Origin of the sequence: Pseudomonas putida (genome assembly GCF_028682635.1) — a bacterium.
Classification (GTDB): domain Bacteria; phylum Pseudomonadota; class Gammaproteobacteria; order Pseudomonadales; family Pseudomonadaceae; genus Aquipseudomonas; species Aquipseudomonas putida_AE.
On sequence record NZ_JANHLK010000006.1, the window covers coordinates 276,792 to 296,800 of the forward strand.

At 58.5% G+C, this 20,009-nt stretch carries 24 protein-coding genes and 1 tRNA gene; 13 read left to right on the forward strand and 12 right to left on the reverse strand.

Annotated features, from left to right (window positions below):
• The first annotated feature begins 2 nt into the window (after positions 1–2).
• Positions 3–79, forward strand: a tRNA-Pro gene (locus NPS56_RS10565).
• Positions 80–193: 114 nt separating this feature from the next.
• On the opposite strand, the gene NPS56_RS10570 is transcribed toward NPS56_RS10565, so the two are convergent.
• Genes NPS56_RS10570 through NPS56_RS10585 form a run of 4 tightly spaced genes read right to left on the reverse strand, consistent with a single transcriptional unit; the run spans position 194 to position 2,928 of the window.
• Positions 194–1,492, reverse strand: a complete 1,299-nt coding sequence (locus tag NPS56_RS10570) for an NAD(P)/FAD-dependent oxidoreductase (RefSeq protein ID WP_274074554.1) — start codon at positions 1,490–1,492, stop codon at positions 194–196.
• 60 nt (positions 1,493–1,552) lie between these two features.
• Positions 1,553–1,726 (reverse strand): DUF3094 family protein, encoded by a 174-nt coding sequence (locus NPS56_RS10575; protein ID WP_007996394.1) that lies wholly within the window; start codon positions 1,724–1,726, stop codon positions 1,553–1,555.
• Positions 1,727–1,777: 51 nt separating this feature from the next.
• Positions 1,778–2,305: an MOSC domain-containing protein gene (locus NPS56_RS10580; protein ID WP_274074555.1), complete on the reverse strand. Its 528-nt coding sequence runs from the start codon at positions 2,303–2,305 to the stop codon at positions 1,778–1,780.
• Positions 2,302–2,928: a DUF1780 domain-containing protein gene (locus NPS56_RS10585; protein ID WP_007970534.1), complete on the reverse strand. Its 627-nt coding sequence runs from the start codon at positions 2,926–2,928 to the stop codon at positions 2,302–2,304. Before NPS56_RS10585 ends, NPS56_RS10580 begins: the two co-directional genes overlap by 4 nt.
• 220 nt (positions 2,929–3,148) lie before the next feature.
• On the opposite strand from NPS56_RS10585, the gene NPS56_RS10590 reads away from it, so the two are divergent.
• The 3 genes from NPS56_RS10590 to NPS56_RS10600 are packed head-to-tail and all read left to right on the forward strand — an operon-like array spanning position 3,149 to position 7,001.
• On the forward strand, positions 3,149–4,492 hold the full coding sequence (locus NPS56_RS10590; RefSeq protein ID WP_274074556.1) for an aromatic acid/H+ symport family MFS transporter: 1,344 nt from the start codon (positions 3,149–3,151) through the stop codon (positions 4,490–4,492).
• A gap of 3 nt (positions 4,493–4,495) precedes the next feature.
• Positions 4,496–5,716: a benzoate/H(+) symporter BenE family transporter gene (locus NPS56_RS10595; protein WP_274074557.1), complete on the forward strand. Its 1,221-nt coding sequence runs from the start codon at positions 4,496–4,498 to the stop codon at positions 5,714–5,716.
• A 16-nt stretch (positions 5,717–5,732) separates the two neighbouring features.
• Positions 5,733–7,001 carry an OprD family porin gene (locus tag NPS56_RS10600; RefSeq protein ID WP_274074558.1) on the forward strand — a complete coding sequence of 423 codons (1,269 nt, stop codon included), beginning with the start codon at positions 5,733–5,735 and terminating at the stop codon, positions 6,999–7,001.
• A gap of 13 nt (positions 7,002–7,014) precedes the next feature.
• Here the strand turns inward: NPS56_RS10600 and NPS56_RS10605 are convergent, their stop codons facing one another.
• On the reverse strand, positions 7,015–7,257 hold the full coding sequence (locus NPS56_RS10605; protein ID WP_274074559.1) for a DUF2790 domain-containing protein: 243 nt from the start codon (positions 7,255–7,257) through the stop codon (positions 7,015–7,017).
• Between the two features lie 248 nt (positions 7,258–7,505).
• Here NPS56_RS10605 and NPS56_RS10610 point away from each other — a divergent pair, with 248 nt between their 5' ends.
• Positions 7,506–8,438, forward strand: coding sequence for a LysR family transcriptional regulator (locus NPS56_RS10610; RefSeq protein WP_274074560.1), 933 nt, complete (start codon positions 7,506–7,508; stop codon positions 8,436–8,438).
• A gap of 75 nt (positions 8,439–8,513) precedes the next feature.
• Positions 8,514–9,203 carry an energy-coupling factor ABC transporter permease gene (locus NPS56_RS10615; RefSeq protein WP_274074561.1) on the forward strand — a complete coding sequence of 230 codons (690 nt, stop codon included), beginning with the start codon at positions 8,514–8,516 and terminating at the stop codon, positions 9,201–9,203.
• Positions 9,204–9,260: 57 nt separating this feature from the next.
• On the opposite strand, the gene NPS56_RS10620 is transcribed toward NPS56_RS10615, so the two are convergent.
• Positions 9,261–9,596, reverse strand: coding sequence for a hypothetical protein (locus NPS56_RS10620; protein ID WP_274074562.1), 336 nt, complete (start codon positions 9,594–9,596; stop codon positions 9,261–9,263).
• A 227-nt stretch (positions 9,597–9,823) separates the two neighbouring features.
• Here NPS56_RS10620 and NPS56_RS10625 point away from each other — a divergent pair, with 227 nt between their 5' ends.
• From NPS56_RS10625 to NPS56_RS10645, 5 genes are read left to right on the forward strand one after another with little or no spacing between them, the layout of a single operon-like run.
• Entirely contained in the window at positions 9,824–11,296 is a 1,473-nt protein-coding gene (locus tag NPS56_RS10625) for a c-type cytochrome (RefSeq protein WP_274074563.1), read from the forward strand.
• Positions 11,297–11,339: 43 nt separating this feature from the next.
• A complete protein-coding gene (ctaD, locus tag NPS56_RS10630; RefSeq protein WP_274074608.1) occupies positions 11,340–13,115 on the forward strand; it encodes a cytochrome c oxidase subunit I in 1,776 nt (591 codons plus the stop codon).
• Positions 13,112–13,801, forward strand: coding sequence for a cytochrome c oxidase subunit 3 (locus NPS56_RS10635; RefSeq protein WP_274074564.1), 690 nt, complete (start codon positions 13,112–13,114; stop codon positions 13,799–13,801). The genes ctaD and NPS56_RS10635 overlap by 4 nt, the downstream gene beginning before the upstream one ends.
• 6 nt (positions 13,802–13,807) lie before the next feature.
• Complete coding sequence (locus NPS56_RS10640) at positions 13,808–14,521, forward strand: heme-copper oxidase subunit III family protein (protein WP_274074565.1); 714 nt, start codon at positions 13,808–13,810, stop codon at positions 14,519–14,521.
• 13 nt (positions 14,522–14,534) lie between these two features.
• On the forward strand, positions 14,535–14,852 hold the full coding sequence (locus NPS56_RS10645) for a cytochrome C oxidase subunit IV family protein (protein WP_274074566.1): 318 nt from the start codon (positions 14,535–14,537) through the stop codon (positions 14,850–14,852).
• Positions 14,853–14,884: 32 nt separating this feature from the next.
• On the opposite strand, the gene NPS56_RS10650 is transcribed toward NPS56_RS10645, so the two are convergent.
• From NPS56_RS10650 to NPS56_RS10675, 6 genes are all read right to left on the reverse strand, one after another.
• Complete coding sequence (locus tag NPS56_RS10650) at positions 14,885–15,445, reverse strand: magnesium transporter (protein ID WP_274074567.1); 561 nt, start codon at positions 15,443–15,445, stop codon at positions 14,885–14,887.
• Between the two features lie 206 nt (positions 15,446–15,651).
• The gene (yacG, locus tag NPS56_RS10655) at positions 15,652–15,852 is read right to left on the reverse strand and encodes a DNA gyrase inhibitor YacG (RefSeq protein WP_060543361.1); all 201 of its coding nucleotides are present in this window, start codon (positions 15,850–15,852) and stop codon (positions 15,652–15,654) included.
• On the reverse strand, positions 15,849–16,472 hold the full coding sequence (coaE, locus tag NPS56_RS10660; protein ID WP_274074568.1) for a dephospho-CoA kinase: 624 nt from the start codon (positions 16,470–16,472) through the stop codon (positions 15,849–15,851). The genes yacG and coaE overlap by 4 nt, the downstream gene beginning before the upstream one ends.
• Entirely contained in the window at positions 16,469–17,341 is an 873-nt protein-coding gene (locus NPS56_RS10665; protein ID WP_274074569.1) for a prepilin peptidase, read from the reverse strand. The genes coaE and NPS56_RS10665 overlap by 4 nt, the downstream gene beginning before the upstream one ends.
• A 1-nt stretch (position 17,342) precedes the next feature.
• The gene (locus NPS56_RS10670; RefSeq protein WP_274074570.1) at positions 17,343–18,560 is read right to left on the reverse strand and encodes a type II secretion system F family protein; all 1,218 of its coding nucleotides are present in this window, start codon (positions 18,558–18,560) and stop codon (positions 17,343–17,345) included.
• 100 nt (positions 18,561–18,660) lie between these two features.
• The gene (locus tag NPS56_RS10675) at positions 18,661–18,834 is read right to left on the reverse strand and encodes a hypothetical protein (protein ID WP_274074571.1); all 174 of its coding nucleotides are present in this window, start codon (positions 18,832–18,834) and stop codon (positions 18,661–18,663) included.
• Positions 18,835–18,845: 11 nt separating this feature from the next.
• On the opposite strand from NPS56_RS10675, the gene NPS56_RS10680 reads away from it, so the two are divergent.
• On the forward strand, positions 18,846–19,265 hold the full coding sequence (locus tag NPS56_RS10680; RefSeq protein WP_274074572.1) for a pilin: 420 nt from the start codon (positions 18,846–18,848) through the stop codon (positions 19,263–19,265).
• Positions 19,266–19,574: 309 nt separating this feature from the next.
• The gene (locus NPS56_RS10685) at positions 19,575–19,928 is read left to right on the forward strand and encodes a BON domain-containing protein (RefSeq protein ID WP_274074573.1); all 354 of its coding nucleotides are present in this window, start codon (positions 19,575–19,577) and stop codon (positions 19,926–19,928) included.
• Positions 19,929–20,009: the final 81 nt, after the last annotated feature.

Sequence of the window (20,009 nt, forward strand, 5' to 3'; positions counted from 1 at the left end):
ACCGGGGTATAGCGCAGTCCGGTAGCGCGCCTGCTTTGGGAGCAGGATGTCAGGAGTTCGAATCCCCTTACCCCGACCATATTAAAAATCCTCGTGTCGAAAGATACGGGGATTTTTTTTTGCCTGCGAAAATTTCCAGAACACTGCAAAAACAAATGTGGGAGCGAGCAAGCCCGCTCCCACAGGTTTTAAATCAGTGCAGCTTCAGGCGCGGCTCGGTCCCGCGACCAATCTTGCTGCCCAGCATCAGCATCGCCGTGCGAAACGGCCCATACAGCGCCATCTGGTGCATGCGATACAACGACACGTAGAACATCCGCGCCAGCCAGCCTTCCAGCATCACGCTACCGGTCAGGTTACCCATCAAGTTACCCACAGCCGAAAAACGCGACAGCGAGATCAGCGACCCGTAGTCGGTGTACTTGTACTCCGGCAGCGCCTTGCCTTCGATGCGCAACTTCAGCGATTTGGCCAGCAACGACGCCTGCTGATGCGCAGCCTGGGCGCGCGGCGGCACATTGCGATCGGAACCCGGTTGCGGGCAGGCCGCGCAGTCACCGAAGGCGAAGATGTTCTCGTCGCGGGTGGTTTGCAGGGTCGGCAGCACTTGCAGCTGATTGATGCGGTTGGTTTCCAGGCCATCGATGTCCTTGAGGAACCCCGGTGCACGGATCCCGGCGGCCCAGACTTTCAGGCTGGCGTTGATCACTTTGCCATCCGCGGTAATCAGGCTGTCGGCGGTCACTTCACTGACGGCCGCATTGGTCATGACGTTGACCCCGAGCTTTTCCAGGGTTTTATGCACAGGCCCGCCGATCCGCTCCGGCAGGGCCGGCAGCACTCGGGGGCCGGCTTCGATCAGGGTGATGTGCATGTTTTCCGGTTTGATCCGGTCCAGGCCGTAGGCCGCCAGTTCATGGGCGGCGTTGTGCAGCTCGGCGGCCAGTTCGACCCCGGTGGCACCGGCACCGACGATGGCGACGCTGATCTGCTCGACCCTGTCGGTCTGCCCTGCGTGTGCACGCAGGTAGTGGTTGAGCAACTGCTGATGGAAGCGCTCGGCCTGTTTGCGGGTATCCAGGAACAGGCAGTGTTGCGCCGCGCCCAGGGTGCCGAAATCGTTGGTGGTACTGCCGACGGAGATCACCAGCGAGTCGTAATGCACTTCCCGGGCCGGCACCAGTTCCAGACCGGCTTCATCATAAGTGGCGGCCAGCTGGATTTTTTTATTGGCGCGATCAAGCCCGCTCATGCGCCCCAGCTGGAACTCGAAGTGGTTCCACTTGGCCTGGGCAACATAGTTGAGTTCGTCTTCGGAAGAGTTCAGTGACCCGGCCGCGACTTCGTGCAGCAGCGGTTTCCAGATATGGGTCAGGTTCGCGTCGACCAGCATCACACTGGCCGTGCCGCGTTTGCCCAGAGTCTTACCCAGACGGGTAGCCAACTCCAGACCGCCGGCGCCGCCGCCGACAATGACAATACGATGGGACATGGGGATAACTCACAAGGCTAAAGGAAATCGGTGTGGTTACCCAAGCGAGCGCGAAGCAGCTCATAGCGTCAGGTAACTGATAAGTCGGCTCAGCAGGCCCAGACCAATGGTCACTGCCAATACCAGCACCAGGAGCATCCACGGCCGGAAAGGCCGGCGCTCGACTCGGTGTTGGGACAACTGCAGGTACTCTTCGACATGCTTTTGGTCGTCGGGGTTCAGGCGGCTGGTCATAAAGGCCTCGTCAGGTAGACGTTGCTGAAGGTGTAGAAGCTACAGGCTGATTTAACGAACGTTGAACGGAGCATAGCCGCTGTCCGGAATGGGCTCGACGCTCACCCTGTCGTCCAGGCGAATGATGCCACTTTGTAACACCCGGGCGGTGATTCCGCCATGTCCGCGCACCGCCTGAAACGTCCCGGGGCCCAGGTTGGCTTGCAGGCGTGCGCAGGGCTGGCACCATCCGGTGGTTTCGAAAATCGCCTGGCCGATGCGGAAGCGCCGGCCCTTGAGGCTGAACAGATTGATCCCACTGATAACGAGATTGCGCCGCAAATCTTCAGGCTTGACCGGCTGATCGTCCGGGCGGCCCATCAGCGAACTGATCACCGCCAGGTGTTCCCACTGGATCAGCGTCACTTGCCGTGCATTGCGGATGCCGGGTCGGGCGCGATCGCCTGTCAGGCCCGCCTCCAGTCGAGCCTCCACGGCATCCAGTTCGATCATCGGCGCGTGACGTTCCGGGCGCACGCCTATCCAGCGTACGCGGCCGGTTTGCGGGACTTCGGCAATCAGTTCCTGCAATGGGCTCACAGGCTGATTCCAACGTCGAACACAATGCTGCGTCCCAGGTTGCTGCGCAGGAAATCCGGCGCATCGGGATGGGCGAACAGCACGCGGGCGAAGGTCGGGCCCACCAGCGACAGCGAGCGCCAGCCCTGGCGCAGGTATTCGGTGGGCGGCGGGAAATGACTGTTGAGGTCCAGTACTTCGCGCTTGAGGCTGGCGAAGGCGATGATGTCCAGCTCGCCAAGGTCCATGCCGCGTTCTTTGTAGTTGTGCGCTTTTTTGCGCAAGGTCGGCGCCAGGCGCAGCAAGAACTCGTTGGCAGGTATGCGCCGGGGCTTGGCCTCGCGCCGTACCAGCTGGCTCAGGGAGAACGCGCTGCGCCGCCGCTGCAGTTCATCGCGCCATTCATCATTGAGGCGCCGGCCCTCGTCGAGCACGAAGAACACCTCGAAACTGGCGTCGCGGAACAATACATCCGGCGGCTCCCCGGCCGGGGCGAATTCGTCGGCACGGTAGGGAATGTTCAGGCCCTGCAGCAGGCGTTGGCAGACCCAACGCTCGCGCTCCCATTTGCGGGCATTGGACAGGAACGCGTTGGCTTGCTCGGCCGCAATGGTCAGCAGGCGTAAGTAATCTGAATCATCCATACGCCCAAGCTTAGCGCTCAAATGTGATTGTAAAGAAGACAGTTTATCGGAGAGGAGCAAATCCTCTCGCTCCCAAGCCCGGTCCAGGGCGCTGCACAAAACGGATAGTGGTCTGCGCAATGCGGATATTGACCCGCGCCTGGTGACTCTACCCTCGGCTGTACGGACGTGAGCCGTGCTGCCGCCGCCCTTAAAAAAACAAAAACATGAGATGAACGCCATGCGCAAGATCGACGTACATGAGGTTATCGACAACGCTCGATTCAACCGCTTCCACTGGATGGTGCTGTTCTGGTGTGCCCTGATCATCATTTTCGATGGTTACGACCTGGTGATCTACGGCGTGGTCTTGCCGATGCTGATGAAAGAGTGGGGGCTCAGTCCTCTGCAAGCCGGTGCACTGGGCAGTTATGCATTGTTCGGCATGATGTTCGGCGCGCTGTTCTTCGGCCCGCTGTCGGACAGGATCGGGCGCAAGAAAGCCATCACCCTCTGCGTGATCCTCTTCAGTGGTTTCACCGTGCTCAACGGGTTCGCCCGCAACCCCGCCGAGTTTGGGATTTGTCGTTTCATTGCTGGGCTGGGCATTGGTGGCGTGATGCCCAATGTCGTGGCGTTGATGAACGAATACGCGCCGAAAAAGATCCGCAGCACCCTGGTGGCGATCATGTTCAGTGGCTACTCGGTGGGCGGCATGCTGTCGGCCGGGCTGGGCATCGTGCTGATCCCGAGTTTCGGCTGGCAGTCGGTGTTCTACGTGGCGGTCCTGCCGTTGCTGCTGTTGCCGCTGATCATGTACTTCCTGCCCGAGTCGGTGGGTTTCATGCTGCGCCAGGGGCGCACTGCAGAAGCCCGCAACATTCTCCAGCGCATCGACCCGGCTTACGTCGCACAGACCGATGATCAGTTGCACATGAGTGAAGTGAAGGGCACGGGCACCCCGGTGTTGCAGTTGTTCCGCGAAGGCCGTGCACTGCGTACGCTGATGTTGTGGCTGGCGTTTTTCTGCTGCCTGCTGATGGTCTACGCCTTGAGTTCGTGGCTGCCTAAACTGATGGCCAACGCCGGTTACAGCCTGGGCTCGAGCCTGTCGTTCCTGCTGGTGCTGAACTTCGGGGCGATCTTCGGTGCGGTCGGCGGCGGAGTACTGGGTGACAAGCTCAATCTGCCGCGGGTGCTGTCGGTGTTCTTCGCCATGGCGGCGGTGTCGATCACCCTGTTGGGCTTCAACAGCCCGATGCCGGTGTTGTACCTGCTGATCGCCATCGCTGGCGCCACCACCATCGGCTCGCAGATTCTGCTGTACGCCTGCGCCGCGCAGTTCTACTCCATGACCATTCGTTCCACTGGCCTGGGCTGGGCGTCGGGTATCGGCCGCAACGGTGCCATCGTCGGTCCCCTGCTGGGTGGCGCCTTGCTCGGCATCAGCCTGCCGCTGCAACTGAACTTCATGGCATTTGCCTTGCCGGGTGCCGTGGCGGCCCTCGCCATGACCGTGTTCGCGATCAGCAACCGGCGCAGCGCCATGGCTGTCAGCCCAACGCTGTCGCCGACGGGCGCTTGAGTCATGAAGGCGTTTATCCAGGACTTCTCCCTGTCAGCCGCTGTCGCCGGCTTTATCGCCACGGTGATTTCCTATGCCGGGCCCTTGGTGATCATCTTTCAGGCGGCGCAATCGGCCCATCTGCCGCGGGAACTGTTGTCGTCCTGGATCTGGGCGATCTCCATCGGCAGCGCCGTGCTGGGCATCGGTTTGAGCCTGCGCTATCGCGTTCCGGTCATCATCGCCTGGTCGGCGCCTGGTTCGGCGTTGTTGGTGGCGTTGTTGCCTGAAATTTCCATGGCAGAAGCGGTGGGGGCTTATCTGGTCAGCAGCCTGATCATCTTTGTGGTCGGGGTCTCGGGGGCTTTCGACCGGATCATCAGCAAACTGCCCGCCGCGATTGCGGCGGCGATGCTGGCCGGGATCCTGTTCAGCTTCGGCACCGGGCTGTTCGTATCGATGCAGCACAAGCCGTTGTTGGTGCTGGCGATGTTCGCGGCCTATCTGATCGGCAAGCGGGTGATGCCACGTTACGCGGTGATGCTGGTGTTGCTGACGGGCTGTTCGATTGCCGCGTTCAGCGGTGATCTGCATCGCGAGGCATTGGTCATCGGGTTGGCTACGCCGGTGTGGATCACGCCCCAGTTCAGCCTGGGCGCGACGCTGAACATCGCCTTGCCACTGGTGATGGTGGCGCTGACCGGCCAGTTCGTGCCGGGCATGGCCGTGCTGCGTGCCAGTGGTTTCCAAACGCCTGCGAGCCCGATCATCGCCAGCAGCGCATTGGGCACCGCGCTGCTGGCCCCCTTTGGTTGCCATGGACTGAACCTGGCCGCGATCACGGCGGCTATCTGCACCGGTCGAGAGGCTCACGAGGATCCGCGCAAGCGCTACGTGGCCGGCGTTGTCGGGGGCTTGTGCTACCTGGTGCTGGGCATCTTCGGCGCCACGTTGGTTTCGCTGTTTTCTGCGTTCCCCAAAGAGCTGATTGCGGCGTTGGCGGGGCTGGCGCTGTTTGCTGCCATTGCCGGGGCGCTGACGGGGGCGATGGCCGTGCCGAGCGACCGCGAAGCCGCGCTGGTGACCTTTTTGATCACCGCTTCAGGCATGTCGCTGTTCAGCTTGTCCGCCGCGTTCTGGGGTCTGATTTTCGGCATGGTCACCCATGTGCTGTTAAGCGCCCGTCGTCCCGATCTCCTTCGTAAATCCACTGCAACTGAGGCTGTTCAATCAGTCGATCAATAACAATAAGAGAAAAACGATGAAGCAGAATCTCCAAGCAACGGGTACGGCGTTGTCCCTGGCTGTCGTCTCGGGTTTTTCCACAGGCGTTATGGCCGCCGAGAGCGGGTTTATCGAAGACACCACCGCAACGTTGCAGGCACGCAATTACTACTTCAGCCGCGACTACTCCGACATCGTCGGCGCCAACCAGCAATCGAAGGCCGAGGAGTGGGCCCAGGGCTTCATCCTCAACGTGAAGTCCGGTTACACCCAGGGCACCGTCGGCTTTGGTGTGGATGTCATCGGCTTGCTGGGTCTCAAGCTCGACAGCAGCCCGGACCGGGTGAATACCGGCTTGCTGCCGGTGCAGGACGACGGTCGCGCAGCGGACAATTACAGCCGTCTGGAAGGCGCGTTGAAGATGCGTTACTCGAAAACCGAGCTGAAAGTCGGTGAGCTGCAACCCAATCTACCGGTACTGGTGTTCAGTGATATTCGCCTGCTGCCGCCGAGTTACCAGGGTGCAAGCATCACCTCCAGTGAGATCAATGGTCTGACCTTGCAGGGCGGACACCTGAGTTCAACCAGCCTGCGCAACGAGGCGGGTGATGAAAAAATGCAGGCGATGCTCGGGCATGTGCCGCAACGTCAGGTCAGCAGTGACGGGTTCAACTTTGCCGGTGGCGATTATGCCTTCAACGACAAGCGCACCTCGGTCAGCGCCTGGTACGGGCAACTGGAGGACATCTACAACCAGCGCTTCCTCGGCCTCAAGCACAGCGAACCCGTGGGTGACTGGATCCTCGGCGCCAACCTCGGCTACTTCGATTCGCGCGAGGACGGCAAAAAACTGCTGGGCAACATCGACAACCAGGCGTTCTACTCGTTGCTGTCGGCCAAACGTGGCGGCCACACCTTTTATGTCGGCTATCAGGGCATGTTTGGCGACAGCGCGTTCCCGCGGGTATTCGCCAACATCTCACCGTTGGGTAACGAGGTGCCCACCTATGAGTTCGCCTACACCGATGAACGTTCCTGGCAGGCACGTTACGACTACGACTTCGCGGCCCTGGGTGTACCGGGCTTGACCAGTACCCTGCGCTACATCAGCGGCAACAATGTCGATACCGGCAAGGGGTATGAGGGCAAGGACCGTGAGCGCGACCTGGACATCGGCTATGTGCTGCAGAGCGGCAGCCTCAAAGGCCTGGGGATCCGCGTGCGTAATGCGATGGCGCGGTCCAATTACCGCAGTGATATCGATGAAAACCGCCTGATCCTCAGCTACACCTGGACGCTGCTCTGAGTGCAGCGGCGAATCACAGGTTGCTGGTGCAATCGCCGATGACGTTGTACGTCACCCGCCGGGTCTGGCCCTGATGATCGACATACACCATGGTCGCCGGCACAACCCCGCAGGCGGTCGCGGTGTCCGAAACAGACACCACCTTGGCGATGTCCAGCGGCTGCGCGGGGTTGTACAAGACAGCGAGAGGCTCGTTGTCAGCGGCCATGGCCGAGGTGGCGATGACGGCCAGAAACAGGCTGATCAACGTTTTCATGCTGGCGTGCTCCGCGTGGGTTTCGATGAGTTGATTTTAGTCTTCGGCACCCGTGGATAAAGGGGCCAACGGCGGATGCAGCGTTACGCAAAATGTAATAGTCGCAACTGTAGGAGCGAGCTTGCTCGCGAAAAACCTGAGAGCTGCGCGGGTGTCAGGCTCCCCGCGTCATCGTTGACCTCCATCGCGAGCAAGCTTGCTCCTGCAGGTTTCTCGCAATGAACAGTATTTTCGCCCGAGGGGGGCTTATGGATTTGCTTAACAACTTGCGCGTGTTCATCCGTGTGGTGGACTGCGCCAGTTTCACCGCCGCGGCCGACACGCTGGATCTGTCCACGGCGCAGGTATCCCGATTGGTCGCGGACCTGGAAGAACATCTCCAGGCACGCCTGCTGCAACGCACCACGCGACGCCTGAGCCTGACCGAAGCAGGCGAGCGATTCCTGTTGCGCAGCCGGCAGATCGTCGAAGAAATGGACGAGGCGACGGCCGAGGCCCGTGGCGCGCATATCAACCCCGCCGGGCGCCTGCGGGTGCACAGCATGAACGGCCTGGGCGTACTGATCACGCCTCTGATCGCCCGCTACAGCGAGCTATATCCCGACGTGGTGTTCGAACTGACCTTGTCCCAGCGCAATCCCGATCCACTGGAGGAGGGGCACGACGTGGTGATTTCGATCGCCCCCGAACTGCCCGATTCGCAATTGGTCGCCCAGGCCCTCGGACAGATCTACAGCGTACCTTGCGCCTCCGCAGACTACCTGCGCCGCAAGGGCATTCCACAGCAACCGCTGGCGCTGAACGAGCATCAATGCCTGCGCCTGCTTGATCCCTTGTATGGCGATCAATGGGTATTCCAGGACGAACACGGTGAACATGCCATCAGTCCTGCCAAGACCTTCCAGTGCAATGTCGCCGAGTCGATGGTCAAGGCCTCGGAGGCCGGCATGGGCATCAGCCTGCTGCCTTTCCACACCGCCACACGGCCCTTGAGCGATGGCACCTTGTTGCGTGTATTGCCGACCTGGCGATTGCGCGAGCGCAATGTCTATGCGCTGTATCCATCACGGCGTTTTCTCGATGCCAAGGTCCGCACCTGGGTGGATTTTCTCAAGGCCGAGCTTCCCAAATTGTTTGCCGAACATGAAGCGGTGATGAACGATCCACGTCATTGGGCTTGAGGTCGAAGGGGCGGTGAAGGGCGGTGTAGACTGAGGCTCTTTCTCTTTCGGAAAGACAGGGGAGTGGGCCCAGCCATGATCGGTGCCGAGTTATTGTCATCCCAGACCCTGAACGTGGGGTGGTTGATCTACATACCGGTATTACTCTGGGCCGTCGTGCGCGCACCCTGGGTCGAGTTGTTCACCGACAATCGTCGCCAGCATCTGCTGTTCGGTACGGTGTTCGCGCTGTTCATGCTGTGGCTGGTGCGGCGGGACTTCGATACCGGCGTGTCCTATCACTTCATCGGCATGACAGCGGTGACGCTGTTGCTGGACTGGCCGCTGGCAATCGTCGGCGGTCTGGTGGCGCAGGCAGGCCTGGTGTTGCTGGGGCGTCAGGACCTGATGGCCATGGGGGTCAATGGCACGCTGTTCATTTTGTTGCCGGTGTTGATCACTGAATGCTGTGCGATAGCGGTGGAGCGCGCGCAGCCACGAAATCTCTTCGTGTATATCTTCGTTTCCGGTTTCTTCGCCGCAGCCCTTTCAGCATTGCTGTGCCTGGTGCTGGCGCTGACGTTGTTGTGGTACGACGAACGGTTCGCCATGCCGTATTGGCTGGAAGATTTTGTCGGTTACCTGTGGTTGATCATTTTTCCCGAGGCGTTCATCAACGGCATGGTGGTGAGCGCGCTGGTGGTGTTCAGCCCTGAGTGGCTCGAGACCTTCAACCGCACGCGTTATCTGTCGGCGCCCTGGAAGGACGACGACCCCGAATCTTGATCCATTTCAGATTCGCCAAATGATGACGATCCCATACTCCGTTTTTCCAGCGGTTCCCTAAATCTGCTGATCAATCAAAACCGCGTTGCTATAGATCAAGCTACCATCGCTCGCGCGGTGCCCAACCAAATGGTATTGACCACGATCGAGGTGCAAATAGACGCGCATTTGGCAGTCGGACAAGGGGTCGAATCCCTCTGGCAGTTTCAAATCCAGAGTGCTCATGTCGACATCAACCATGGCTTCAGGCCCATGGGAACTCTTCAGGTGTTCTTCAGCCTGCTCCAGGCGCTGACGAAGTGGCACATCGACGTAAAAATGGATTTCACCTATTGGGGTGGATTTTTGGTCGGGGCTGGTTTTGCACCAGCCTTCGATCGTCATGGCGCTCATAACGAAGCCTCCGTCGTAGACTGCTGGATTCTATTGCTCTGTCTCTGATCTGAAATTCAGTATAGCTGGCAACCGGGACTCGCTTGCCAACCTCACGGCACAACCCGATGGCACTATACTTTTAACTGACTTTGCCACCCGGATGGGTGGTACTTGTCTGCCCTGCCTGGACGTCAGTGGCGATGCTTGCGCATAACCAATGAGCAACAGGAATAGGATGAAGAGAAATGGCAATAGCAATTGTCCTGGTACTCATCGTTATTGGATCAGTGCTATTCCATGTACTAGCGCCTTGGCATGCAACACCGGCAGCTTCCAACTGGGGATCAATAGACACCACTCTGTTTATCACCCTGATCATTAGCGGAATCTTTTTCATCGCCATTACGCTATTCATGGCGGTAGCCGTGATGCGTTATCGTCATAAAGAGGGGGCCAAGGCCCACTACCAGCCGGAAAGCAAGAGGTTGGAATTCTGGTTGATTGTCGTTACCTCGATAGGTATTGCCGCGATGTTGGCGCCAGGCCTGGTTGTTTACAACGATTTCATCCGGGTACCAAAAAATGCTTATGAACTTGAAGTGGTCGCCCAGCAGTGGCAGTGGGCCTTTCGTTTTCCGGGCCAGGACGGGAAACTGGGCAAGTCTGAAATTAAGTTAGTTGATTCCGTCAACCCGTTTGGCGTTGATCCCAAGGATCCCGCCGGCCAGGACGATGTGCTAATAAAAAGTAACGAAGTCAGACTTCCGCTGGATCGACCGGTAAAAGTTTTACTGCGCTCTAAAGATGTATTGCACAATTTTTATATACCGCAAATTCGCAGCAAGATGGATATGGTGCCGGGGATGGTGTCGTACTTCTGGTTTACGCCGACTAAAACCGGGAAATATGAAGTCCTTTGCGCTGAATTTTGTGGCGTAGGTCATTACAACATGCGCGGCCAGATGATCGTGGAGGAGCAGGGTGCCTTCGATCAATGGCTCAGCAGCCAGCCGACTTTTGCCCAGACATTAGCCACAGCCGCCAAACCCGGTCATGACAGCGTACTGGAAAAAGGTCGTCAGTTGGTCGAACAATACGGCTGCGGTGCCTGCCACAGCCAGGATGGCAGTACCAGCCTCGGGCCGGGATGGAAGAACCTGTACGGCCGCACCGAACAGCTTGCCGATGGCACCAGCGTTCAGGTCGATGAGGCCTACCTGAAACAATCGATCCTCGAACCGCAGGCCCGTCTGGTACAAGGCTACCCGCCGGTCATGGTGGCCTATACTCTCAATGACGATGAACTGGGTGCGCTCGTCGCCCTGATCAAATCACTGGGTGCTGCGTCGCAAGAACCTTCTGCCAGCGAAGCGCTGGACAGAGGTGACGACTTGGCGACGCAAGGACAGCGGCTAGCCGGGTCGCTAGGCTGTCTGGCCTGCCACAGTGTCGATGGCAGCAAGGGTATCGGCCCGAGCTGGCAGGGCCTGTATAACGAGCCCGTAACCCTTGCCGACGGTACGAGTATCAAGGCAGACGAGGGCTATATAAAGGATTCGATCCTCAATCCCGGTGCCAAAATCGTCAAAGGCTATGCAGCCGTCATGCCGGCCTTTACCCCGAGTGATCAGGACTTGAACGCGCTGATCGCTTTCATCAAATCAAAAGCGAATGCCGACGCTGACGCGAACAAGGCTGAGCCAGGGAAGTCGCCGTAAAGCAGCCAGAAATACACGCAAACTTCGGCAGGAGGATGACGTGATGGCCTATGCGGAGCAAGCCGAAACAGAGGCACTGCACGAGCCCAAGAGTTTCCTGACCAGATACATCTGGAGCCAGGACCACAAGGTCATCGCCATTCAATACTCCCTGACGGCGTTGTTCGTGGGGGTTATCGCCGTGGTGTTGTCTGGCTTGATGCGCATACAGATAGGCTTCCCCGGCAGTTTGGCGTTCATGGACGCCAGTGCTTACTATCAGGCGATGACCATGCACGGCATGATCATGGTCATTTACTTGCTGACGGCCTTGTTTCTGGGGGGCTTCGGCAATTACCTGATCCCACTGATGGTGGGCGCACGCGACATGGTCTTCCCCTATGTCAACATGCTGAGTTACTGGTTCTATCTGCTCGCGGTACTGGTGTTGCTCGCCGGTTTTTTTGTCCCCGGCGGCCCCACCGGTTCGGGCTGGACGCTCTATCCGCCACAGTCCATTACCCAGGGGACGCCTGGGGTCGAGTGGGGCATTGTGCTGATGCTCGTCTCGCTGGCGATTTTCATTGTCGCCGCCACCATGGGCGGATTGAACTACGTCACCACGGTGTTGCAGGCGCGTACCCACGGCATGACGTTGTTTCGCATGCCGCTCTCGGTATGGGGCATCTTCATGGCCTCGATCATGGCCTTGCTGGCTTTCCCGGCGTTATTTGTCAGTGCGGTCATGATGCTGTTCGACAAATTGTTGGGCACCAGTTTTTTCATGCCGGCGATGATCTCGCTGGGACAGCAGCTCGATCACCAGGGTGGCAGCCCGATATTGTTCCAGCACCTGTTCTGGTTCTTTGGCCACCCGGAAGTCTATATCGTTGCGCTCCCTGCATTTGGCCTGGTCTCCGACCTGATCAGTACGCATGCGCGTAAAAACATCTTTGGCTACCGCATGATGGTGTGGGCCATTATTGCGATTGGCGTACTGAGCTTTGTGGTCTGGGCGCATCATATGTATGTCAGCGGAATGAACCCGTATTTCGGTTTTTTCTTCGCCGTCACCACCTTGATCATCGCGGTGCCAACCGCTCTGAAAGTCTACAACTGGGTCCTGACCCTGTGGCAGGGCGACATCCATCTGACCGTGCCGATGCTGTTTGCCCTGGCCTTTATCGTCACCTTCCTGGTGGGCGGTCTGACCGGGCTGTTTCTCGGCAATGTGATTGTGGATATTCCGCTCTCGGACACCTATTTCGTCGTCGCCCATTTTCATATGGTCATGGGCGTCGCACCGGTCCTGGTGGTGTTCGGCGGCATTTATCATTGGTTCCCGAAAGTGACCGGGCGCATGTTGAACGACACCCTGGGCAAGCTGCACTTCTGGATTACCTTCCTGGGCACCTACGCCATCTTCTTCCCCATGCACTATCTGGGCTTCCAGGGCATGCCTCGCCGCTACTACGCCTACGACAACTACGCGTTCATTCCACAGTCGGCGCAAGAGTTGAATGCCTTCATTACGGTGGTCGCATTGACTGTCGGTGTTTCCCAGCTGCTGTTCCTGTTCAACCTGGCCTGGAGTGTATTCAAAGGCAAACCCGCAGGCGGTAACCCCTGGGGCGCGGCCAGCCTGGAATGGCAAACACCGAACACTCCACCGAAACACGGTAACTGGGGAGAGAAGTTGCCGGTCGTGCATCGCTGGGCCTATGACTACAGTGTGCCGGGCATAGAACAGGATTTCGTTGCGCAAACGGTGTCTGCCGAGGAGTTGGAGCAAATGCGCCAACTCAGTGCCGGAACCCGAATAGCGGACGTTAAACCATGAACAGATTGCTATTGAGAAACGCGGATGACGGTGACCCTGCAGGCGGTTGGAATCGCGATCCTGAAGGTATTCAGGCCGAGGGTGCCGATAGAAGCCGAATCGCAAAAACAGGCCTGCGCTTGTTTCTGGCCGTGGTCAGCTCGTTATTCTTTCTCTTCCTGATCGCCTTTATCGCCCGCTCCCAGATGGTCGACTGGCTACCCCTGACAGAGCCCCTGGCGCCGCTGGCCAATCCATGGCAACTCTGGCTGAATTCGGCGTTTCTAGTGTTCAGTTGCATCGCACTGCAGTGGTCGCGTATGGCGGCCCGACAGGTTCGACTGGACGCCACGGTTATCGGTTTCGTCGTGGCGGGCGTGTTTGCCATTGCCTTTCTGGCGGGACAACTCTGGGTCTGGCAGCAGTTTGTCGCCTGGGGCTACTTTGTCGCCAGCAATCTGGCCAACAGTTTCTTCTACCTGTTGACCGGCCTTCATGGGCTTCACCTGCTGGGCGGATTGATAGCCTGGGGCATGATCGTCGCTAAATTCCTGCATCGCGTGCCGTTGCCGCAACTGCGCGCCAGCGTAGAGCTCTGTGCCATTTATTGGCATTACCTGTTGGGTCTTTGGTTCGTGCTATTCGCGCTGCTGACCAGCACGCCAGAAACCTATGAAGCCATCGCCAGGCTCTGCGGCCTGAGGTGAAAAACCATGGCATCGCATCCACAAGCCCCAGCCGGCTCCGGCTCATCCAATCCACCAGGCTCGCCGCCTGCACCGGGATGGGAGGGCATCGCCAGCGACTGGTCCTCCGATAGAGAGGCGTTCAAGCAGGTGCCTTGGGGCAAGGCAATGATGTGGATATTCCTGCTCAGCGATACGTTTGTATTCACCTGTTTTCTCACCGGCTACATGTCGGTACGCATGACCATCACCGACCTCTGGCCAAATCCCAGCGAAGTGTTTGCATTGACGATCGGCGGTAAGGAAATCCCGCTGATTCTGATCGCCATCATGACTTTTGTGCTGATCAGTAGCAGCGGCACGATGGCCATGGCTGTCAATTACGCCTATCGCCGCGATCGCGCGAAAACCACAGCACTGATGCTGGCGACGGCTGCCTTGGGTGTGACCTTCGTCGGCATGCAGGCCTTTGAATGGAGCAAGCTCATCTCAGAGGGGGTGCGTCCCTGGGGGAACCCCATGGGGGCGGCGCAATTTGGTGCCAGCTTTTTCATGATTACCGGTTTCCACGGCCTTCATGTGTCAATCGGCGCGATTTATCTGAGCATTGTGGCGATGAAAGTATGGCGGGGAGACTATGAGCGCTCCGGAAACTATCAGAACGTCGAGATAGCCGGGCTTTATTGGCACTTCGTGGATTTGGTGTGGGTGTTTATTTTTGCTTTCTTCTATTTGTGGTAGAGGAGCGCGGGTGATGGCACATGCTCAGGGTCAGCAACATCCGATCAGCCTGTATCTCAAGATCTGGGGACTGTTATTCCTCCTCAGTACCCTGTCGTACCTGGTCGACTATTTCAAATTCCACGGCTACCTCAGGTGGTCGCTGATTATCACGTTCATGTTGCTGAAGGCAGGCTTGATTGTCTCCATCTTCATGCATCTGGCCTGGGAACGGTTAGCCATGGTCTACGCCATATTGGTTCCGCCCCTGTGTTTGTTGGTGCTGATCGGACTGATGGCCACCGAGGCGGACTATGTTTTCCTCAGCCGGGTCATTTTCTTTGGCCAATGAACCGCTGTCGGATGGCCCTCAGTCTCCAGGCGCTAACCTGATATCACTCGCTTGAACTGATGCCATTTGTGCTGCCAGGCGACTGTCCAGTGGGGAGCTGCCGCTCCCGTGCCGGCGATCGTCAGATTGGGATGATGGCCGATGACCTGGTCCAATAGCGGTTCCTGATTCGGCTCGACATCCACAAAGAAAATATGTTTGCCTTCTTGCACCGCCTGCTTGAAATTGCGGAAGTGGGTGTTCGGCACCTGGAACCCAAAAAAACCGCCTTCCCAGATGCTGAAGCCCAAAATGACAATGGCCAGGAAGACAAACGGCATCCAGCCTGCGGCGGATTCAGTCCAGCCCATCCACCAGGCGCCACCCAGGACCAGTGCTGCGAGTGGCACACCGACCAGCGCACCAATCTCCCCGGAGTGAACGGTATCCTGTTCCATCAACGAGCTGATCTCGTGGAGGTGATGTTCTTCAACATCGGCAATCTTTTCACTGAGCACATGAATTTGTTCGGAATTGATGCCGCTGGCTTCCAGCTCATTTTCAACGGTTTCAAGATCGTTGAGGTTGTCACTGATGTAATAGTGCCGATTCATGCCACACCTCCCATCTCGTGTTTGCTCTGGACCTCCTCTGTCCTGCAGCCTGTACCCGTGGGGAACGTTGCACACGTCGTGCAATTTGAAAGAAGTATAGCACTCGCTAGCATGATGGATTTTGGGTGTCAATACCCCGGGGCGACATCAGGGCCTGGTTCATCTCGTCGATTTCTGCCGCGAGTCAGGCCCTGCGATGCGCGGAATCAGTGACGCGGGTCGAAATCGCCGCTGAACAGCTCGTCCTCGGCATCCGGGGCCACCGGAATCTTGTGCTCTTCCGACGCCCAGGCGCCCAGGTCGATCAATTTGCAACGGTCGGAACAGAACGGCCGGAACTTGCTCTCGGGGCTCCATTCGACAGGGGCACCACAGGTTGGGCATTCGACGGTTGGGATCTGGCTCATGACTGGCCTCCACGCAAAGTAAGGTAAAAGTGATGCAGGCGTTCGACCTCGCTGTGCAGCCAGGCGAGGTCGCGGTCGTTGACCACCACGTCGTCGGCATGGCTTACGCGATCCTGGCGGCTGGACTGGGCCTTGAGAATCGCCTGGACCTGCTGTTCGCTGGTCTGGTCACGCCGCAGGGTGCGTTCGATCTGCAACTGTTCGGGGGCATCGATCACCAGCACCCGCTGGGTCATGGCGTACTGGCCAGACTCGATCAACAGCGGCGAAACCAGGATCGCGTAAGGTGATTTTGCCAGCGCCAGGTGATGGGCAATCTCTTCGGCGATCAGCGGATGCAACAAGGCTTCGAGCCAGAGGCGTTGCTCCGGTACTTCGAAGATCAGTTTGCGCAACGCGGCGCGGTCCAGTTGTCCGTCGTCTTGTAACACGCCGGGACCGAAGTGTTCGGCAATCTTCGCCAGCGCCGGTCGACCGGGCTCCACCACCCAGCGAGCGGCATGGTCGGCATCGACCGCGTGCACGCCCAGGTCGATGAAGTGTTGGGCCGCCGCGCTTTTGCCGCTGCCGATGCCGCCGGTCAAGCCGAGAATCCAGGGTTTTTCCACAGGGGTATTCATTTCAGACCGACAAACTGCCAATAGAAGTCGGTTATTTGACCACCCCAGAGCAAGGCAATCCAGCCGGCAATGGCCAGATAGGGGCCGAAAGGGATTGGCGTCGATGTTTGCGCCTTGCGCAGGCGCAGGTAAATCACGCCGATGATCGCGCCCACCACGGACGACAGGACGATCGTCAGCGGCAGGATCTGCCAACCGCCCCAGGCGCCAAACATCGCCAGCAGCTTGAAGTCGCCATGACCCATGCCATCCTTGCCGGTGATCAGCTTGAACACCCAGAACACCGTCCACAGCGTCATGTAGCCGGCAATGGCGCCCCACAACGCCTCGGGCAATGACACGAACAGCTCGAGGCTGTTGACGATCAGCCCGAGCCACATCAGCGGCAGCACCAGCACATCCGGCAGGAGTTGATGCTCGGCGTCGATCAGGCTCATGGCCAGCAGGCCCCAGGTCAGGAGCATCGCCATGCCGGCTTGCCAGCCGAACCCGAAGTGCCAGGCAATGAACGCCGACAGCAGCGCGCAGGCCAGTTCGGTCAAAGGATAACGTTTGCTGATCGGCGTCGCACAGGCCGAACAGCGCCCGCGCAGGAACAGAAAGCTCAATACCGGAATGTTTTCCCAGGCGCGAATCCGGTGACCGCAGTGTGGGCACTGGGAGTGGGGCAGCATCAGATTGAAGGTCGACAGCGGCGTTTCGCCGGGCAGGCCGAGGATGTCGTGGGCCTGCACGCGCCACTCGCGTTCGAGCATTTTCGGCAGGCGCCAGACCAGTACGTTGAGGAAGCTGCCAACCAGCAGGCCGACTACCCCGGCGATGACGACGAAAGCCAGCGGGAAGTGGATCAGGATTTCGTTCAAGGGCATGTCAGATCGCTGAGCCGAGTTGGAAGATGGGCAGGTACATTGCAACCACCAGGCCGCCGACAATAACACCCAGCACCACCATGATGAACGGTTCCATCAGGCTGGTGAGATTGTCGACCAGATTATCGACCTCGTCCTCGTAGAAACCGGCGACCTTGTCGAGCATGTCGTCCAGTGCGCCAGACTCCTCGCCAATGGCTGTCATCTGAATGGCCATGTTGGGAAACACGCCGGTCGTACGCATGGAGAAATTCAGCTGCATGCCCGTCGCAACGTCCTGCCGGATGCGCAGCACCGCGCGTTTGAACACGATGTTGCCGGTGGCGCCGGCCACCGACTCCAGGGCTTCCACCAGCGGCACTCCGGCAGCGAAGGTGGTCGACAGCGTGCGGGCGAAACGCGCCACGGCGGACTTGTACATCAAGGTACCCGCCAGCGGCAGTTTCAGCAGCCAGGTGTCCTTGCGATCGCGAAAACCCTGCGAGGTTTTCAGCGCGTGACGCACAGTGAAAGCGCCCGCGCTGAGTGCGCCCAGCAGCATCCACCACCACGCCTGCAGCCATTGCGACAGGTCGATGACCATCAGGGTGAAGGCCGGCAGTTCAGCGCCAAAACCCTTGAATACCGACTCGAACTGCGGCACCACGTTGATCAGCAGGATAGCGGTCACAATGATCGCCACGCACACGACGATCAGCGGGTAGGTCATGGCTTTCTTGATCTTCGCCTTGAGGCTTTCGCTTTTTTCCTTGTAGGTCGCCACCCGTTCCAGCAGGGTGTCCAGCGCGCCGGCCTGTTCCCCGGCGTCCACCAGGTTGCAGTACAACTCATCGAAGTATTGCGGCTTCTTGCGCAGGGCCGTGGCGAAGCTGTTGCCTGCCGCCACGTCCTGTTTCACCTCGTCGATCAGCTTGCGCATGGCCGGGTTGTCGAAGCCTTCACCGATGATGTCGAAGGAATGCAACAACGGCACGCCGGCTTTCATCATGGTCGCCATCTGCCGGGTAAAAAGGGCAATGTCCTGGGGCGTGATGCGTTTGCCCAGCTTGAACATCGACGTGGATTTCCTGCGCACCTTGCCGGGATTGATGCCTTGCTTGCGCAATTGCGCCTTGATCAGTGCCGGGTTCTGGCCGCTCAGCTCGCCCGTCACCTTCGCGCCTTTCCTGTCTGTGCCTTCCCAGCTGTACACGCTGGTGCTTGCTGCCTTGACTGCCATGTTCAGCCCTTTGTAACCGCCGATGCGTTGATCGCAAGCCGACCGGCTCATAGATCGTGAATGTGCCGATGCGTTCCTCGGGAAACGACTTATAGCCTAGTCAATCGGTGGAACCAAACAGCGCTGTCGAGGTGACGAAAAGTGTCAGATAGTGCGGTTCCTGGGGGTGGGAAGGTGCCTCGTCGCGATCGCGCACCCCCGAGAACAGGGCGCGCCGGGCTTGGCATGGGCTGTGCTGCTGCAGGTGCAGATCATGAGATTTCGACTCATGCATGGAGGCTGTCCTTGAACAATCAAAAAGGTTTTACCCTGATCGAGCTGCTGATCGTGGTGGCGATCATCGGGATTCTGGCGACGTTTGCGATACCGGCTTACTCCAAGTACCAGGCGCGGGCCAAGGTGACGGCGGGGCTGGCCGAGATATCGGCGTTGAAGGTGGCGTTCGAGGATGTGATCAATCAAGGCGACGACCCTGATTTGTCCAATGTCGGCGGCGCTGCATTAACGTCCAACTGCACGACCTCGGCCAGCGGTAAAGCCACTGATGGTTCCGGGACTATCGGTTGCACGATCCTTAACGCGCCGGCTCAGGTGCTGAATAAAACCATCACCCTTTCGCGTACGGTGGCAGGCTGGACCTGTGCCACCACCGTCGACCAGGAGTACGCGCCGAAAGGCTGCACGGGGGTTGCCCCGAAAGCCTGATCCATTCATTTATTGCCTGATACCCCGCCTGTGCGGGGTATTTTTTGTTCGACGTTCAGGACTTATCGAGTATTTGAGAAAACTTCCGACAATTCATGGCCTTAGGCCTTACTCAAAACCCGCAACTTGCATGTAGAGAATTTCCAACTCATGCATTTTGCATGATTTCGAGAAATCGCTGATTTTATAAGTTGTTGATTTATATGGTATTTGCATCTGTTTCAAAGTTGGCACAGCGTTCGCAATATCTCCGGTAAGCCTGCTGAAAAGACAATCAGCAGATTTTCCAGAAAAACAGGAGTTACTCGTATGAAGAAGTTCGCTATCGCTGCCGCTACTGCTACCGCGCTGACCCTGACCATGGCCAACGCTGCATTTGCCCAGACTCAGGCCACACAAGCACCCATGATGCTGGCCGCCGGTGAAGTCACCGAAGCGAAAGAGGATGTTTCCGATACCTGGATCACTACCAAAGTCAAATCGGACCTGGTCACCGAAAAAGGCATTCCCGGCACCGACATCAAAGTGGAAACCAATAAAGGTGTTGTGTCTCTGTCGTCCACCGTTGCGGTAACGGATGCCCAGAAAACCACCGCAGTGGCTATCACCAAGAAAATCAAAGGCGTCAAGGCGGTCTCCGCTGACGGCCTGAAAGCCGAGTAAGGCAAGACTTCTCGCCTGGACTGGGAGAAGGCGCGGTAGGCGGGCCGAGTCATACGTCTGCCGCAACTGAGAAGTTCATGC